At 41.3% G+C, this 16,758-nt stretch carries 17 protein-coding genes; 15 read left to right on the top strand and 2 right to left on the bottom strand.

The annotated features are described in order from the left end of the window. Window positions 1-74: 74 nt before the first annotated feature. The 7 genes from PQ477_RS06880 to PQ477_RS06850 all read left to right on the top strand — a co-directional run bounded on the left by PQ477_RS06880 (window position 75) and on the right by PQ477_RS06850 (window position 8,172). Window positions 75-1,697 (top strand): catalase, encoded by a 1,623-nt coding sequence (locus PQ477_RS06880; RefSeq protein WP_274273239.1) that lies wholly within the window; start codon window positions 75-77, stop codon window positions 1,695-1,697. A 99-nt stretch (window positions 1,698-1,796) separates the two neighbouring features. Then, window positions 1,797-3,419, top strand: coding sequence for a DcuS/MalK family sensor histidine kinase (gene dcuS / locus PQ477_RS06875; protein ID WP_158332036.1), 1,623 nt, complete (start codon window positions 1,797-1,799; stop codon window positions 3,417-3,419). After that, window positions 3,412-4,125, top strand: coding sequence for a response regulator (locus PQ477_RS06870; protein WP_035397325.1), 714 nt, complete (start codon window positions 3,412-3,414; stop codon window positions 4,123-4,125). The genes dcuS and PQ477_RS06870 overlap by 8 nt, the downstream gene beginning before the upstream one ends. A 96-nt stretch (window positions 4,126-4,221) precedes the next feature. Then, a complete protein-coding gene (locus tag PQ477_RS06865) occupies window positions 4,222-5,580 on the top strand; it encodes a 2-hydroxycarboxylate transporter family protein (RefSeq protein WP_432813891.1) in 1,359 nt (452 codons plus the stop codon). Window positions 5,581-5,600: 20 nt separating this feature from the next. Next, window positions 5,601-6,764, top strand: coding sequence for an NAD(P)-dependent malic enzyme (locus tag PQ477_RS06860; protein WP_274273237.1), 1,164 nt, complete (start codon window positions 5,601-5,603; stop codon window positions 6,762-6,764). Window positions 6,765-6,932: 168 nt separating this feature from the next. Continuing rightward, on the top strand, window positions 6,933-7,700 hold the full coding sequence (locus tag PQ477_RS06855; RefSeq protein WP_274273236.1) for an N-acetylmuramoyl-L-alanine amidase: 768 nt from the start codon (window positions 6,933-6,935) through the stop codon (window positions 7,698-7,700). Window positions 7,701-7,779: 79 nt separating this feature from the next. Next, window positions 7,780-8,172 carry an ArpU family phage packaging/lysis transcriptional regulator gene (locus tag PQ477_RS06850; RefSeq protein ID WP_035397335.1) on the top strand — a complete coding sequence of 131 codons (393 nt, stop codon included), beginning with the start codon at window positions 7,780-7,782 and terminating at the stop codon, window positions 8,170-8,172. A gap of 39 nt (window positions 8,173-8,211) precedes the next feature. Here PQ477_RS06850 and PQ477_RS06845 read toward each other — a convergent pair whose 3' ends face one another. Together PQ477_RS06845 and PQ477_RS06840 are read right to left on the bottom strand one after the other, a co-directional pair. Beyond that, window positions 8,212-9,084 carry an SHOCT domain-containing protein gene (locus tag PQ477_RS06845; protein ID WP_274273235.1) on the bottom strand — a complete coding sequence of 291 codons (873 nt, stop codon included), beginning with the start codon at window positions 9,082-9,084 and terminating at the stop codon, window positions 8,212-8,214. A gap of 397 nt (window positions 9,085-9,481) precedes the next feature. Further along, on the bottom strand, window positions 9,482-10,342 hold the full coding sequence (locus PQ477_RS06840; RefSeq protein WP_060704386.1) for an SHOCT domain-containing protein: 861 nt from the start codon (window positions 10,340-10,342) through the stop codon (window positions 9,482-9,484). 217 nt (window positions 10,343-10,559) lie between these two features. Here PQ477_RS06840 and PQ477_RS06835 point away from each other — a divergent pair, with 217 nt between their 5' ends. The 8 genes from PQ477_RS06835 (at window position 10,560) to PQ477_RS06800 (ending at window position 16,756) form a co-directional block, all read left to right on the top strand. Then, window positions 10,560-10,988, top strand: coding sequence for a hypothetical protein (locus tag PQ477_RS06835; protein ID WP_055736180.1), 429 nt, complete (start codon window positions 10,560-10,562; stop codon window positions 10,986-10,988). Further along, window positions 10,978-11,427: a hypothetical protein gene (locus PQ477_RS06830; protein ID WP_274273234.1), complete on the top strand. Its 450-nt coding sequence runs from the start codon at window positions 10,978-10,980 to the stop codon at window positions 11,425-11,427. The genes PQ477_RS06835 and PQ477_RS06830 overlap by 11 nt, the downstream gene beginning before the upstream one ends. A gap of 104 nt (window positions 11,428-11,531) precedes the next feature. Continuing rightward, window positions 11,532-11,663 (top strand): hypothetical protein, encoded by a 132-nt coding sequence (locus PQ477_RS20890; protein WP_307188675.1) that lies wholly within the window; start codon window positions 11,532-11,534, stop codon window positions 11,661-11,663. Beyond that, entirely contained in the window at window positions 11,663-13,447 is a 1,785-nt protein-coding gene (locus tag PQ477_RS06820) for a phage tail protein (protein ID WP_274273233.1), read from the top strand. Before PQ477_RS20890 ends, PQ477_RS06820 begins: the two co-directional genes overlap by 1 nt. 1 nt (window position 13,448) lies before the next feature. Next, window positions 13,449-14,198 carry a distal tail protein Dit gene (locus tag PQ477_RS06815; protein ID WP_060704390.1) on the top strand — a complete coding sequence of 250 codons (750 nt, stop codon included), beginning with the start codon at window positions 13,449-13,451 and terminating at the stop codon, window positions 14,196-14,198. A 9-nt stretch (window positions 14,199-14,207) separates the two neighbouring features. Continuing rightward, entirely contained in the window at window positions 14,208-15,701 is a 1,494-nt protein-coding gene (locus PQ477_RS06810; protein WP_035398990.1) for a phage tail spike protein, read from the top strand. Window positions 15,702-15,732: 31 nt separating this feature from the next. Then, window positions 15,733-15,918 carry a hypothetical protein gene (locus PQ477_RS06805; RefSeq protein WP_035398992.1) on the top strand — a complete coding sequence of 62 codons (186 nt, stop codon included), beginning with the start codon at window positions 15,733-15,735 and terminating at the stop codon, window positions 15,916-15,918. Continuing rightward, window positions 15,857-16,756: a hypothetical protein gene (locus PQ477_RS06800; protein WP_274273232.1), complete on the top strand. Its 900-nt coding sequence runs from the start codon at window positions 15,857-15,859 to the stop codon at window positions 16,754-16,756. The genes PQ477_RS06805 and PQ477_RS06800 overlap by 62 nt, the downstream gene beginning before the upstream one ends. Window positions 16,757-16,758 lie beyond the last annotated feature (2 nt).

The raw sequence follows: 16,758 nt of genomic DNA, 5'->3' as shown, positions 1-16,758 counted from the left end.
TTGCTTTTTTGGTGAATAGGCTCCCTTCATTTGGTAATGATAGAGATGAAAGAATGATAAAGGAGCTGTGTAAAATGGATGAGAAACATAAGTCCCCCTCATTTGGAACAGGTGTGACAGGTGCAGGCGACTCTCTCGACAAGCGTAAAGCAGCGAATGAAAAAGACGAAACGCTTACCAATCGTCAAGGTCACCCTGTAAAGGACAATCAAAACGTTCGTACGGTAGGGAACCGTGGTCCAACAACACTTGAAAACTATGATTTCTTAGAAAAAGTAAGTCACTTTGACAGAGAACGTGTTCCGGAACGCGTTGTACACGGTCGAGGAGCCGGTGCACATGGCTATTTTCAATCGTATGGAAAAGTTGGAGACGAATCAATTTCTACCTATACACGAGCAAAAGTATTTACAAATACCGAAGTGCAAACCCCTGTATTCGTTCGATTTTCAACTGTCATTCATGGTACACATTCACCAGAAACATTGAGAGACCCAAGAGGGTTTGCGATTAAATTTTATACAGAAGATGGGAATTGGGATTTAGTTGGTAATAATTTAAAAATCTTCTTTATTCGTGATCCATTAAAGTTTCCTGATATGGTTCATGCCTTTAAGCCTGATCCAGTGACAAATCGTCAAAGTATGGAACGGTTCTTTGATTTTGTATCACAAAGCCCAGAAGCGACTCATATGATTACGTTTTTGTTTTCTCCTTGGGGCATTCCTGCAAACTATCGAACTATGCAAGGGTCTGGTGTTCACGCCTACCGTTGGATAAATGAAGAAGGAAAAGCAGTTCTTGTGAAATACCACTGGGAGCCTGTTCAAGGCATTAAAAACTTAACGCAAAAAGAAGCAGATGAGATCCAAAGTCAAAATTTTAACCATGCAACTCAAGATTTGTATGATGCAATTAAAGAAGGCAATTATCCAGAATGGGAACTTTATGTTCAGATTATGGAAGACCATGATCATCCTGAGCTTGATTTTGATCCACTTGATCCAACGAAACTTTGGTATAAGGATCAATACCCATGGCATAAAGTTGGAAAAATGGTGTTAAATAAAAATCCAGAAAACTACTTTGCAGAAGTAGAGCAAGCGGCATTTGGTACAGGTGTGCTAGTGGATGGACTAGATTTTTCTGATGATAAGCTTTTACAAGGCCGTACGTTCTCTTATTCAGACACACAGCGTTATCGTGTCGGTGCAAACTACTTGCAGCTACCGATAAATGCACCTAAAAAGCGCGTTGCGACGAATCAGCGGGATGGACAGATGACGTATCAAGTGGATTCACCGCCTAGCAACAATCCCCATATTAACTATGAGCCGTCTGTAATTGGTGGATTAAAAGAGGCAGAAAAAAAAGGGAAAGATCATACACCGCATGTGTCTGGTGAAGTGAAGGGTGAAGCAATCGATCGACCGAACAACTTTGGACAAGCGGGCGAAACATACCGTCGCTTAGCGGACTGGGAAAAGGACGAGTTGGTTTCTAACCTCTCTTCTGCTCTTGCAGATGTTCATGATGCCGTTCGGGAACAAATGATTATGAATGTAACGGAAGCAGATGCAGATTATGGAAAACGATTAAAAGAAGCGATTCACAAAGAACGGGAAAGCATGAAAGATCGCCAAGCACAACAGGTGGAAGGGGCAAAACGCGATAGCCAGCCATCGGATCCGTATTAATTAAAGGAAAGAGGCTGTCTCAAATTGGAGATGGCTTCTTTCTTTTTGTTTTTTTATGCTATACTGCGAGGGAATAAACGCAGAGAGGAAGCGCATCTTATGAGTACAAAAAAACTGCGTAACCGTTTAACGCTAAAATCAACCATTCTATTGCTTGTGTTCGTTGTTGTAGTACTATCACTTCTTGTTACAGATCTTTTAGTGCATCGGTCGATTGAAGAAGAAGTAGAGGAAAACCAAACAAACAAAGCGCAGCAGTTAGCAAAGGTTGTGGCATTGACACCCATTGTGCAAGAGGCACTTATAGAAGAAGAGGCAACATCGGTTCAATCCTATATAGAAACACTGATGGATGAGACAGATGTTCAATTTATTGTTGTGATGAACATGGATGGTATTCGTTATGCCCATCCTGAAAGAGAGAAAGTCGGAGCTCATTTTGTTGGTGGAGATGAGCAGACGGTACTAACCACTGGAGAAGAAAGCCTATCCATTTCAGAAGGGACATTAGGACGTTCGCTGCGTGCGTTTACGCCCGTTCATAATGAACAACAGCAACAAATTGGTGCCGTAGCAGTGGGAATCTCACTCGATAAGGTAGAAGAAGCAGTTTCTGCTAATCGGACGAACTTATTCATCGGTACTTTCTTTGGCTTATTAGTAGGTTTAGTTGGGGCAATATGGTTAGCAAGCTATATTAAACGAACCCTTTTTAACTTAGAGCCAAAAGCGATTGCCACATTACTGGAAGAGCGAAGCGCCATGCTTCAATCGACGATAGAAGGTATGATCGCAGTGGATGCAACAGGGAGTATTACCCTCGTAAACAAATCCGCTCAAACGATCTTTGAACGTGCTGGCCTGCCACCAAATGCAGTCGGTGTAAAAGTAGAAACGTATATGCAAAACTCTAGACTTAGACATGTGATAGAGAGTGGTAAGCCTGAATACAACCAAGAGCAGTCATTGAATAACTTGACGATCGTTGTGAATCGTGTACCTGTTCATTTGAACAATCACATCATTGGAGCAATTGCCACGTTTCGGGACAAGACTGAAATGAAGCAGCTAGCAGAGCAATTAACAGGGGTGAAAACGTATGCGTCTACACTCCGTTCACAGACCCATGAATTTATGAACCGCATGCAAATCATTTTAGGAATGCTTCATTCTAAGGAATATGAAAAGCTAGAGTCCTACGTGCAGCAAATTACAGGAAATCAATTAGTAGAAGTGAACGAAGTAACGATAAAATTAAAAGAGCCTGTTTTAGCAGGCTTATTGCTAGGAAAGAAAAGCTATGCGCGGGAACGAGGTGTTGAGTTAGACATTTCCATAGACACAGCGATTCAATCATTCGCTACAAATGAACAAGCGTTGGAATTAACGACTATTCTTGGAAATTTGATTGATAATGCACTTGATGCAGTGGTGAATCAAGAGAATGGAGTTGTTCGATTAAAGCTGTTTGTTATTGAAGAGGAGCTGATTATCTATATTTCAGATAATGGGCCGGGTATGAATGCAGATGAATTACAAAACATGTACGAGCAAGGCTACTCTACTAAAGGATTGAACCGTGGCTACGGGTTGTCCTTAGTAAAGCAAAGTGTTGAACACGTGCAGGGCTCTATGACGGTTCAAAGCGAAAAGGGACAAGGAACAACATTTGCTGTGTTTATGCCAATGACCGAAAGGAAAAGGAGCGATACTGATGATTGATGTGCTCATTGTTGAAGATGATCCTATGGTCGCTGAAGTAACAACCAATTACCTCAAAGATGTGGCTGGTTTCCGATTAGTCGCTCACGCAAGGAATGTGGAGCAAGCGAGAGCAGCTCTTACTCACTATCCGCATATACGTCTTATTTTATTAGATGTCTACATGCCAGGAGAGAATGGATTGACGTTTTTAACGGAATTACGACAACAGCGTGTGGCGGCTGATGTTATTCTATTAACCGCTGCATCTGATAAAGAATCCATACAGACCGCACTACGCTATGGTGCCGTAGACTACTTAATAAAACCGTATCAATTTGAACGCTTTCAAGAAGCGCTGATGCATTTTAAGAAGAAGCAATCCATTTGGACAAAGGAAGAGCCGGTTAGTCAGCAAGAACTAGATCAACTGTGGTTTCGAAAGGACGACGACAAAAGCGCAAGAATGGACCTGCCAAAAGGTCTAACAAAAGAAACCCTTATACAGGTATGGCAAGCTATAGAACGGGTTGGTCAAAGTAGCTTTTCTACAGAAGATGTAGCCTTACATGCTTGTATTTCTCGTGTGTCAGTAAAAAAATATTTAACATTTTTACTTGAATGGGATGTGCTTGAGCTGCAGCCTACTTATGGTTCGATTGGCCGGCCCATTCATCTGTATAAGCTTATATATGAAAATAAACAGCGTATAAAAGCATTTTTATGAAGCAGTTCATCATCGAGCTGCTTTTTTTAGTTTCAAAAAGAAGGATCTTATTTTCAAAAACTATCTAAAAAACGATCTACCTCCTACTATTACAGTATGAAACAGGAGGTGTTCAGCTTGGAACAATTAAAAACGGTTACATCTGAAAGTCATCATACAAATGATTCTAAATCTCAGCGTTGGAACCCTATACAGTGGAAGATTGGCGTATTGCCTTTTCCTATTTATGTTGCTATTGCGACAATCGTATTATTAGCTGCCTATTTTCAAAAGTTACCTGCAGATATGATTGGTGGCTTTGCCATCATTATGGTTGTCGGCATCTTGCTAGGTGAAATTGGGTCGCGTATTCCTATTTTTCGCAGTATCGGTGGTCCGGCTATTCTAGCTCTGTTCGTACCATCCGCGTTTATGTTTTTTAACTTATTAAATGAAACAACCGTTAATGCTGTATCAAATTTAATGACAACCTCGAATTTCCTTTATTTCTATATTGCTTGTCTAGTAGCGGGAAGTATACTTGGCATGAATCGGACAGTGCTTATGCAAGGCATTACGAAAATGCTTGTACCGCTTGTACTCGGAACGGTAACGGCGGTTGTAGCAGGCGTTGGTGTTGGTATGTTATTTGGGTATGAAGCAAAGCACACGTTATTTTTTATTGTGGTTCCGATTTTAGCTGGTGGAATTGGAGAAGGCATTCTACCGTTATCTGCTGGATACAGTGCCATCCTAGGAACACCTGTAGCGGATTTAATTTCGCAAATGATTCCTGCTGCCATTATTGGAAACATCTTTGCGATCATATGCGCTGCTTTATTAAAGCAGTTAGGTCTAAGAAAGCAGCATCTTACAGGTAATGGCGTTCTCGTTAAAACAAAAGGGGATAGAATCCCTACCTCTGTGGATGACAATAAACCTGTTAATTTCAGCTTAATGGGGGCTGGTCTATTAGTTGCCTGTAGCTTTTACGTGTTTGGGCATTTGATGGAGAGCAGCCTTCATATTCCTGCAGCGATTCTAATGATACTTATCGCAGCTTTTTGTAAGATCTTTAAGCTGATCCCGTCCCAGCTGGAACAAGGTGCTTTCCATCTATATAAATTTGTATCGACGAGCTTTACATGGCCTCTTATGGTTGGACTTGGGCTTTTATTTATTCCACTTGAAGATGTGGCAGGAATCATTAGCGTTTCCTATGTATTGATATGTGCGTCCGTTGTCGTGACGATGGTCACAACCGGTTATATTGTTGGAAAATGGATGAATATGCATCCTGTTGACTCGGCTATTGTGACAGGTTGCCACAGTGGGCTAGGGGGGACAGGAGATGTGGCGATCTTGTCTGCATCTGATCGGATGAGTCTTATGCCGTTTGCCCAAGTCGCTACACGTCTTGGAGGAGCAGGTACGGTCATCTTAGCAACATTTATTTTACGCTGGTTAGGTTTATAAAGAAAAGGAGTGAGTGTTTCATGGAAACACGTCAATTAAAGCAAGAAGCCATTGCTTTACATAGAAAAGGGAAAATGGAGCTAAAGAGTACGGTTCCTTTAACAACGGAATACGATATGAGTCTTGCGTATACACCTGGTGTAGCAGAGCCTTGCAAGCTTATTGCAGAAGATAAATCTGCTGTATATGACCAAACCATTAAAGGAAATTTAGTGGCTATTGTGACAGACGGCTCTGCCGTCCTTGGTTTAGGAGATATTGGCCCTGAAGCAGCGCTACCTGTAATGGAAGGAAAAGCGGTTCTGTTTAAAGAATTTGCTGGTGTAGATGCTGTTCCTCTTTGTCTCGATACAAAGAATGTCGAGGAGATTATTCAGACTGTGAAGGCGGTTGCCCCAACATTTGGCGGCATTAACTTAGAGGATATTGCTGCACCGCGCTGCTTTGAGATTGAAAAAAGATTACAAGATGAGCTGAACATTCCAGTGTTTCATGATGATCAGCATGGTACAGCCATTGTTGTGCTAGCGGCAGTAATAAATGCACTGCAATATGTTCGAAAAGATGCATCAGCTCAGATTGTCATTAATGGAGCAGGTGCAGCAGGCTTATCCATAGCTTCACTCTTACTTGAAGCAGGCTACAGCAATGTCACACTCGTAAGCTTAGAAGGGATTATTCAACAAGAAGAAACGTGGCTAAACCCTCGCCAACGAGAAGTAGCACAAAAAACAAATCCAAAGCAGCTAACTGGTGGGTTAAATGAAGCCATAAATGGAGCAGACGTCTTTATTGGTGTTTCTGGACCAAAGGCGCTTTCCCAGAACCATATAGAAATGATGAATTCAGATGCCATTGTTTTTGCTTTAGCGAATCCAGTACCAGAGATTTATCCAGAGGAGGCAAAAGCTGCCGGGGCGGCGGTGGTAGGGACAGGGCGTTCAGATTTTGCGAACCAGATTAACAATGTGCTTGCCTTCCCTGGCATCTTTCGTGGTGCGTTGGATAGCCGGGCAGGGGCGATTACGACGTCTATGAAGCTTGCAGCTGCAACAGCAATTGCTAGCTTAGTTGAAACAGTAGAAGCCGAACACATTTTACCTTCTGTTTTTGACAAGCGAATTGCAAGTGTTGTAGCAGAAGCTGTTGCGAGTGAAGCAAAAGAGAAGCAACCCTCTTACTAAGCTATAAGTCTAGCAGGGGAATGCCTGTTTTTATGAATGTTCTAGCAAACACCCTAACACATCAATAGAGTTTGAATAAGAATAGCATGTGGCGTATAACGCTGCATGCTTTTTCACAGTTCGAATGAGAATGTGGACGAGCACCTAATCGATAAGGGGGATGTACACATGACAAGAATATTTTTAGATCCAGGCCATGGTGGAAGTGACCCAGGTGCAGTAGGGAATGGCTTACAGGAAAAGTCGTTAAATCTTTCAATTGCCACACGGATCCGCGACATTTTACTAAGTGAGTATCAGGGTGTAGAAGTACGTATGAGCCGAACGAGCGATGTGTTTGTCAGTTTAAATGACCGTACGCAGCAAGCAAATGCTTGGAATGCGAACTACTTTATGTCGATTCACATTAATGCAGGTGGTGGTACAGGGTTTGAATCCTTTATTCATACGAATGCAGGGGCTGAAACAGCACGTATACAAGGGATTGTCCATCCAGCGATTATGCAGCAACTAAACGTGACGAACCGTGGCCAAAAAAGAGCCAATTTCGCGGTGCTCCGCACGTCTACTATGCCGGCGATTTTAACAGAAAACCTTTTTATTGATCGAGCTGCAGATGCAGACTTATTAAGAAGCCCAGCGTTCTTGGATCGTGTAGCAAGAGGCCATGTCAATGGATTGGCGCAAGCGTTTAATTTACAGCGAAGCGGTGGCGGCGGTACCATTTATCGTGTTCAAGTTGGTGCATTTTCGGTTCGTGCCAATGCTGACCAACAGCAGGCACGCTTACGTGCAGATGGATATGAATCCATCATTGTGCAAAGTGGTTCTCTTTTCCTTGTACAGGCGGGAGCATTTTCTGTAAGAGCGAATGCGGATGCATTGGCGAATGAATTGCGTGGGCGTGGTTATGATGCAGTTGTTATAAGTAGTTAAAAAAAGACGAGGTCATCACCTCGTCTTTTTTGATTTTTAACGAATCGGTTCTCTTTGCTAAGTAAAGGGGGGGCTTGCGTTGCAAAAGGAAGAGAAGCAGAAAGTAGAACAAGTGCTAGCACAATATAATTTAGATAAGCTCACGCTTGCATACGACGAAATGCCAAAAGTGACTGCACAGTACACACTGCTTTCAACAGGCAGTAGTAAACCTTTTTTCACACAACGAGAAGATGAAATGAAGCAAGAGCAAACAGAACGAAAAGCATTTTTGGATGTAATCCAGCAATGCATTAATCGACTTTCCGAAGTAGAAAGAGAATTGATCGTTCGACGTTATTTAGAAGAGGATCGTTTTGATTATCAAGTATATATGGAAATGATGATTAGTGAGAGGCAGTATTACAGGTTGAAAACAAAAGCATTAGCGAAACTTCATTATTTAATGGGCGTAGCTGGTTACATAGTGTGAAAAGCAAGCCCCTCGTATCCAAACGAGGGGCTCATTTCATTAGCGAAGTAACTGGGCTTTCTTCTGTTCAAACTCTTCTTCTGTAATAATGCCCTCGTCTAAAAGCGCTTTAAACTCGCGAAGTTCATCAGCGGTAGAGCGGGGAGTGAGTGAAGGTCGAGCATAATTTATATAGTTTCTATCATTTGTGTCAACGGTTGTACTGTAACTTATTTTATGATAATGAACGTTGAGTCGCTCCATTAGTTCTTTAGCTTTTAAGAATCGAGTAGATTCGTTAATGTTACCAATACGAAATTCGCTTAATTCTGGAGTAACTGTATGTAGACTGCTTGAAGACTGACTATCGTGATGAATTTGAAAAAGCCCGTTTCCCGCATTGTCAGTTGATAATGTAATGGAATCGATAGTCGAAATAGAAATCAACGTAGTTTTCGGCTTACCAGAAGGGAGCAAGCGTTTATAGGAAATGGTGACAATCTCCTTAGTTAATGCCAATGAAGCATAAATACCATCGAAAACAACGGAATGAGAGGAGTCTGAAATCATGCTATTAAACATGCGGTCAATTTCTAGCTCTGTTGCAGGCTCAATGTGTGCTTGTTTGTCCTCAATGAGTTTTTTTGCTTGTTGAAGTTGCACATAATGTTGGGAAGAATGAAGCATAACCGCATACTCATCGCTTGCTGCTTCAAGCCTTGTTCGATTTGGTGAAGCTCCTAGACGTCGAAAATAGCAAAAACCAGGCAAAAAACCGGGCTTTTCAAAAACCATATCTTCAAGTTCATTAAGAGGAAGAATAACCTCTTTTCGAGCACCACCGCCAAACGTCTTGAATAGCCCATGTCTAATGATTAGTTTGTCATCATGAACGGTAACTGTTGATCGAGCTCCCTTAAAAACGTGTGGCATGAAGAGTCGTCCTTTCTCAATAAAATGATTGTTTAGAGTAGTTTAACATAGTATAACCTCTTAAAGACGAGGCTGTAGAGCGTTTGAATACATCTCGACACTTGTTGTAAAAAAGAGGCTGGGACAAAAGTAGATAGACAGACCAAATGACGAACATTCCTGAAAATAGGAACGTTCGTCGTTTGTTTTATATGAAAATTGGCGGAAGGAGAATCGGAAGACTCCTGGGGGATCAGCACGTGTCTGAAGACTCTGGAGTGGCGGGTTTTCCACGGAGGAGGCTGAGGCCGTGTCCCCGGAAAGCGAACGATTCTCCTGTAGCGGTGCTACTCAGCATATTTTAAACTATTCGTCTTTTCAAATACTACTTTTAGTTATGTCCCAGCCTCTCAATTCATTAGCGAAGTAACTGCGCTTTCTTTTGTTCAAATTCTTCTTCCGTAATAATACCTTCGTCTAAAAGCGATTTAAACTCTCGAAGTTCGTCTGCGGTAGAGCGGGGAGTATGCACAGGTTCGGCATATTGGTTGTAGCTATTGTCATAACCAGTTTCATTATATGAGTCATGGTAATGTTTAATCCGTTCAATAAGTTCTTTTGCCTGTAAGAAACGATTGTACTCGTTAATGTTTGTAATACTTAGTTCATTTGCTGCAGAAGCAAGTATTCCATTCCTTCTATCTTGAAACCCATTGTAGTGAAGCTGAATTTTCCCGCTAACGATGGCTTCTCTCGATATTGATATACTATTAATTTCTTTTATGTGAATGGTTTTCTGACCGCGGCCGCCACTATGAAGAAATCCATTGTATAAAATTGTAACGTTGTCTCTTGTAATTTCTAAGCTTCCATTATAGCCAGCAAATTTAATAGACTGATCTGGATCCGAAATAAGAGCGTGGTAAATACGATCAAGCTCTGACTCTGAAGCGGTGTCAACGTTTTCTAATTTGGTCTCAATAAGTTTCTTTGCTTTTAAAAATCGTTTGTAATGGTAAGAAAAAGTAAGTACTATAGAGAATTCATCGTTTGTTGCTTGAAATCTTGATATATCTGGAGAGGCACCTTTGCGTTGAAGATAACAAAATCCTGAAACAATTCCTGGTTTTCTAATGATAACATTTTCGAGCTCATTAAAGGGAATAACGATCTCTTTTCGAGCGCCACCACCTAAGCTTTTTATTTTATTGTGTTTAATAATTAGTTTGTCGTCCTCAATGGTTAGGGTCGATCGAGAGCCTTTAAAAGTTTGTGACATGAAGAATCGTCCTTTCTAAATATCTTTATTTAAGAGTTTAACATAGATAAGTGGCATAAACGTGGCAGAAAATCGGCAAAACAGAACGTGTGTTCTTATATTAAAGTAGAGTTGTAGCAAAACATCTAGTATCTAGCTACATTATTCGTTAAATATACGTTCGTGCCGGCACACCAACAATAACGAATAGTATTTCACTTATTATGGAGGAGTTAACATGGCTGAAAAGAAGTTTGCAGGAACACGAGTAGAAGTAAATGAACAAGTGGTGGCAAAGCTAACGTCCTTTACACATTCACTAGAAGTTGAAGAAGCGGATGTGACCGGTTTAGGTGACACGGTTGATGGTGGGGGCGTTTTTCGTCAAAAATTTATTGCCGCGTCTGTAGGTGAAACCGTATCAATGGAAGGGATTGCGCTTCTAGATGATGATGGACAATCGGAATTAAAACGCGTCTCGGAACTAGGTCAAGAAGCGGTTATTAAGCACACTGACTCTACTGGTTCAGGCTATGCCCTTACTGGATTTTTTACTACCTATGAAGAAGAGGGTTCAGTGTCTGAGGGGGTATATACTTTTTCAGGCGAATTCCGTGTAAATACAAAAGAAGCGATTACGGAGGAGAGTGCTCCTGGTGGCGAATAATCGAGAAGAACGTTTAGAACTTCTAGATCAAAAGGTGGAAGAGCTAGCGGAAATCCAACAAGAGCAATTAGTAGCTGACTATGATGATGCACTTGCTGAACAGTTAAACGAGCAAAAGCATCAATACGTAAAATTTGCTGGTGAGTATTTTGAGATCCCTACAGAAATGCCTTTCCAATTTGCTACCTTCTATTTCCGTTATTGTGTGCAGAAGGTAAAAGGAAAAACACAAATGTCGGTACCAGAAGAAAAGATGTATGAGTTTATTGAACTGATGCTAGGAAAAGCTTTTCTCAGCCACTTAGAACAATCAAAAGCTGGAGTGAATTTTGTGTTTCAACATATCGTTCCAGACATTATGAAACTATGGGGCTATGACGTTAAAGGTACAAGTGCTCAGTCAACAAAAACACAAAAAAAAACCAAGATTCACGGATAATTATTTGGGGGTGGGCCGCATTAGAGGCTGACTTTTACAGGTTTTATCGCATTCATTTAACTCAAGAGGGATTTGAGAACCGTCTCTCATGGAGACGGTTCTTAGTGTTTGTTAGAGGATTACCTGAAGATAGTGCATTTCAACGATTTTTACAAGATAAAAAAAATCGAAGCATGGCTGAATGGGATCAAGACAAAATGAATGAAGAATCGAAAAAATGGAAAGGAGGAATATAATGGCAGTTCAAATTGGACAATCTGCAGGCTTAACACTAGACTTTGATGACGTTAAAAAACATGGTAAGGCTTTAGAAGATTTACAAAAGAATTTAACTAAAATTGCAGAGTCCTTTGGAACAATTACTCAAAAAATAGGAGAGGCTGATTGGGGAGGATTCTTGGCTAGTCTTTTGACAGGTTTTGGTGGATTATTATTAAGTATTGTGGCAGTAAAGGAAGCTTTCACAAGTTTTAAAGCAGTCATTGACTTTATAAAGGTTGCCTTTATAACTTTAGGAACATCTGTAGCCTCTTTTATAGGGCCAGTCCTTGCAGTCACCGCCGCCATTGCCGCTCTTGCCGCAGGCTTCATGTATTTATGGAATACGAATGAAACATTTAAAAACGGCGTCATTCAAGTGTGGCAGACGATTCAGTCTGTTATTCAAACGGTCGTTAGCGTGATTGCTTCGTTTGTAGCCGAAAAACTGGCGAAAATTAAGCAGTTTTGGGATGAGCATGGCGCACAAGTCATGGAAGCTGTTTCAAATGTATTTAACTTTATACTCAGTATTATTGAACCTATCATGAACGGAATATTAGCCTTAATGAAGTTTGTGTGGCCGTTTGTGGCCGCGTTGATTCAACAAGTGTGGGGAAATATTAAAGGTGTTATCTCTGGTGCACTCGATATCATTATGGGATTAATTAAAACTTTTGCTGGCTTATTTACGGGGGATTTCTCCTTAATGTGGGAAGGGATCAAACAATTATTCTTCGGTGCGTTAGAAGCGATTTGGAATTTAGTACAGCTCCTATTGTTCGGCAAAATTATTAAAATTGCAGGCTCCTTGTTTACAGGTTTACGTACGATATTTACGAATATGTGGAGTTCCATTTCAACTCTCTTTTCCACAGCTTTAAGGAACATTCAAGCTTTTTTCCAGAGGGGCTTTGAAGCTGTGCAACTAGTTGTTACGACCGTGATGACATTTATACGGAATCTTATATCGACTGGGATGACAGCTGTACAAACGGTTGTCATGACGATCTTAACCACGATTCGAACGATCTTCATGACGGTATTCAATGCAGTTCGCTCAGTCGTGACGTCAGTTATTTCGTTTATTCGAAACTTTATTACGACAGGTATTTCTGCTGCAAGCTCTGCAGTGTCAGCGGGTCTTAATGCAATCAGAACGACCTTTCTGTCCATATTTAATGCGGTTCGTACGAGTGTAACGGCGGCCATGACAGCGATACGAAGTGCGATCTCAAATGGCATTCAACGTGCATTTCAAACGGTCATGGGCTTTATCGGTCGGTTCCGGGATGCAGGCCGTAACATTGTCACAAGTATTGCCCAAGGGATTACTAGTGCCATTGGGTCGGTTACGAGTGCCATTTCAAATGTAGCAGGAAAGATTCGTGATTTTCTCCCGTTTTCTCCTGCAAAGGAAGGGCCTCTGCAAGACATTCACCGCTTAAATTTTGGAGGGCCAATTAAAGACTCTGTAGAAGGGGACTTACCTGTTATTGAGCGGGCGTTAACGAATGCGTTGTCGTTGCCTACGATTCAAGGGGGGAATTTCTTAGGTCGTGGAGTTGACCGGTTAGAACAACATTTAATGGCCCGTCAACAGCCAGATTTTCTGAGTCGATCCTCTTTACAAGATCGGTTAACTGTCGAGGTTCCGGTACACCTAGAAGGAAAACAAATTGCAAGAATTACAGCTCCATTTATGGACACAGAACTTGGTCGGAGACATGTGTCTACGATGAGAGCAAAAGGAGGCCGATAATATGTTCACGTATGACGGATTTGATTTTAGTCAATCTTTAATCGTTCATCACATTCAAAGGCCTATTTTGCCAGCTCGCGAAATTCGTTCCATGTCTATATTCGGAAGAAATGGCTCCTTTTTTTTCGGGAAACAAGATGCAGCGTTGATGATTACCATTTCGGTTACAATTGCTGGTGCAAATCGTTCGGATTTTCGTGAAAAGGTAAGGGAGATTGCGCGTTTACTCAATCGTGCTGAGCCTAAGCCTCTTATTTTTCATGATGAACGAGACAAGGTGATATACGGGCTTTTGGCAGAAGAATCAGAGTTAGACGAATTAGCAGCTTCGGGTAGAGGCGATTTAATCTTCTATTGTCCAGATCCTTATTATTATGCGATTGAAGATGAATTTTTTATCTACCATTCAGAAGGAACCCATCATTTCACAAGAGAAAAAGGCAGTATTCATTCATTTCCTTTAATACAAGTAAAAGGGCAGTTACAAAACGGTTTCATTCGACTAACTCTTAACGACACGGAAATGGTCTACGATGGAACACTTGAATCAGGGGAGCAGTTACGTTTGGATAGCCAATATGTGACGGCGTATACAGTAAAGCCGAATGGTGAACGAGTATCAGCACTGAACCATTTAAATAGTATTGAATTTCCTGTTTTACAACCTGGTGCGAATCAATTATCTCTTGCATTTGAAGGAACTGGTGAAGTGGAAGAACTAACAATACAAGCAAGAAGTCGCTGGGTATAGGGTGGTTGTATGATTCAATATAATAATGTGAATGAATCCCAGTATAACCAGTTGCATACGGTTTTTTATAACCATTCTTACAGTCGAATGCAGAGAGCCATTTTCTCCCGTTTACCAGGGGCTCGGCCAGTCGTTCTTTCACCTGAAAGAGAGCAGCTAGCTGTGTTAGATAATGCCTATGATATTTTGCTTGAACAGGAAGTTAACGGTATCGATACACTTTCGTTTGTCTTGCCTTTCTCTGACCAAAAAAACGAGCACTTGCAAAATGAACATTTAATTCAAATTGTTGATGAGCTTTATATCATTCGACGCATTACGTATAGTCGCGGAGGAAGTGGTGTTCCTGAAACAGAAGTGTTTGCTGAAGCACTTTGGTATGATTTGCAATTTTCCGACCCTTTATCTGTTTCAGAATGGGAAGACAAGAGTGTTGTTGTGGTTTTGTCGGATATCTTGCAAGGAACAGATTGGCGGCTAGGGGTCGTTTCAAATTTTCCTACACGTAACGTTAGTGTTGAATCTGGACTAACGAACAGGCTGCAGGCGTTAACACAATTACCAGATGTGTATGGGGGCGAATTAGTCTACCACTCCGATACGATGACCATTGATTTCATTGAACCGATTGGTCGAATATCTGGAGCAGCTATTGTCTATGAGAAGAACATCCAATCGATTGAAGCTACGTATGATACAGATGAACTCATTACACGACTGTATCCTTATGGGAGAGAGAATCTTTCCATTGATTCAGTGAATGACCAAGTTCCCTATTTAGATATTCGAGACGATCCCAACTACACATTCACGACAAAACTGCGAGCAAAGGTGCTAAAGGATGATCGGTTTACAAATCCATTTCATTTAAAAGAGCAAGCGCAAGCTGCATTGGAAAGCCTTAGTTTACCGCGTACATCCTATCAAATTAAAGCATCTGATTTATCCATTTTATCCGGAATGGAACATGAACAATTTAAACTTGGCGATCTTGTCAGAGTGTACGATAAAGAGCTTGGTATTGATCGGCAAACGCGCATTCTCGCTTGGCGCTATAACCTAGTTGAACCTTGGGAGACAGAGATCGTACTAGAGTCTAAGGCACCTACACTTTCTGACCTGCTTACAGGCGTACAAGATGGGACAAGTTTCTTGCGATCAGAAGATACCATTGATTCAAGCGATATGCTAGAGCTTTCTGTATTTAACTTATTGCTCAACAGCAGAGCAGATGACGGTTTTCGCTATTGGTCGAATAGTGGATGGGAAGTGGATCCAGTTAATGGTTTTAGCGGTAGCGCATCGTTTAAAGCAGAAACGACTTCAGGTGTAAAACGTTTAAGTCAAACCGTCTATCCGGGAAATCGTGACCATTATGTTCTCTCTTTTCGTAGTGCAGTCCAAAATTTTGCTGTGAATGAAGACGGTAGGGTCGGTGTGGAAGTGATCGTTCGTTATGAAGATGGTACAGAAGAAGAACCGACCTTTATATCGTTAACCTAATGTTTTATTCAAGACGAAGGGAGGGGTGCGTATGTTTTCTGCAAAGTCAGTTTTGGTTGAAACCGACTCGTCAAAGTCGGTTTCTGAGGTAGAGGTACGGTTTGTAGCGTCCAACTTTTCAGGGCAAGCTTCAATAACGGATGCCATGTTGCAAGGTGGCACGACAAGTACCAACTGGACAGGCCATCCAAGTGAGCATCGCTGGTCTAATGAGTAAGTTAGACTGGTCTCGCTTCGTTGCACAACCAATACAGAAAGATCAAACGAAAAAAGTGAAACAAGTGGATCTTCATGTAATCGCTGAAAAGATCAGCGGGCAATTAAATATAACTGATCTACAGCTTCAGGGCGGTGAACAGGTGACAGGGACAGTGGCTCACACGAGTGAGTGGCTGTCTCCGGTGTTAAGAGAGTTGGATGAACGAGATTCAACTGAAGGCGTTGCTGAACCTTTGCTTGTAAAAGGTGATCAACCAAGAAGGTTCCCTGAGTTAAAAAATCGCTTTTACAATCTAGTAGGTCGTGGAAACGAGATTATCACGATTCCTAATCTTGACGAAAAACGATTTGATCGACAAACGTTTGTAACTCCTGTTGATTTAACACTGATCCCAAAAGATGATTTTGATTTATTGCGTGTATCAACAAATATAGGAGAAAAAAGAGACACTTTCACAATGCCATTTCCGAATGAAGAAGAGCATCCATTAAACAAAACATATACGAGAGAATTTTATATTCAGGGTGGTAGAGCGGGTGACAACATTCATCTTCATGCCTCGCTAAATAAAGCAACAAAAAACGAAATTCCGTTAGACCGAAAAGCGCGGACATTAACAATTGGTTCAATTCACATTCAAACAGGAAAACAGCGACTATTCGGTATTCCAATGGGTTCAGGAAGGATTCGATTGGAATGGTATAAATTTGTACAAATGCGGCAACAGAATGAATTCGGTGAAATAGAAGTAATCGACACACTTCAAGATGTCGGTATTGGCTATTATGGCATAGCTGAGCTTATACGCTGGAAAGAAGGGAGGTCGTTGTTGTGAGC

The sequence above is a fragment of the Shouchella hunanensis genome (genome assembly GCF_028735875.1).
In the GTDB taxonomy this organism is placed as follows: domain Bacteria; phylum Bacillota; class Bacilli; order Bacillales; family Bacillaceae_D; genus Shouchella; species Shouchella hunanensis.
The sequence above is the reverse complement of the archived record's forward strand: the minus strand, read 5'-3'. Positions and strand labels throughout refer to the sequence as shown.

What these genes read in the sequence shown, in the direction of transcription:
- PQ477_RS06880 (WP_274273239.1), top strand. Translation starts at nt 75, where the DNA reads ATGGATGAGAAACATAAGTCCCCCTCATTTGGAACAGGTGTGACAGGT.
- dcuS (WP_158332036.1), top strand. Translation starts at nt 1,797, where the DNA reads ATGAGTACAAAAAAACTGCGTAACCGTTTAACGCTAAAATCAACCATT.
- PQ477_RS06870 (WP_035397325.1), top strand. Translation starts at nt 3,412, where the DNA reads ATGATTGATGTGCTCATTGTTGAAGATGATCCTATGGTCGCTGAAGTA.
- PQ477_RS06865 (WP_432813891.1), top strand. Translation starts at nt 4,222, where the DNA reads ATGAAACAGGAGGTGTTCAGCTTGGAACAATTAAAAACGGTTACATCT.
- PQ477_RS06860 (WP_274273237.1), top strand. Translation starts at nt 5,601, where the DNA reads ATGGAAACACGTCAATTAAAGCAAGAAGCCATTGCTTTACATAGAAAA.
- PQ477_RS06855 (WP_274273236.1), top strand. Translation starts at nt 6,933, where the DNA reads ATGACAAGAATATTTTTAGATCCAGGCCATGGTGGAAGTGACCCAGGT.
- PQ477_RS06845 (WP_274273235.1), bottom strand. Translation starts at nt 9,084, where the DNA reads ATGCCACACGTTTTTAAGGGAGCTCGATCAACAGTTACCGTTCATGAT.
- PQ477_RS06840 (WP_060704386.1), bottom strand. Translation starts at nt 10,342, where the DNA reads ATGTCACAAACTTTTAAAGGCTCTCGATCGACCCTAACCATTGAGGAC.
- PQ477_RS06835 (WP_055736180.1), top strand. Translation starts at nt 10,560, where the DNA reads ATGGCTGAAAAGAAGTTTGCAGGAACACGAGTAGAAGTAAATGAACAA.
- PQ477_RS06820 (WP_274273233.1), top strand. Translation starts at nt 11,663, where the DNA reads ATGGCAGTTCAAATTGGACAATCTGCAGGCTTAACACTAGACTTTGAT.
- PQ477_RS06815 (WP_060704390.1), top strand. Translation starts at nt 13,449, where the DNA reads ATGTTCACGTATGACGGATTTGATTTTAGTCAATCTTTAATCGTTCAT.
- PQ477_RS06810 (WP_035398990.1), top strand. Translation starts at nt 14,208, where the DNA reads ATGATTCAATATAATAATGTGAATGAATCCCAGTATAACCAGTTGCAT.
- PQ477_RS06805 (WP_035398992.1), top strand. Translation starts at nt 15,733, where the DNA reads ATGTTTTCTGCAAAGTCAGTTTTGGTTGAAACCGACTCGTCAAAGTCG.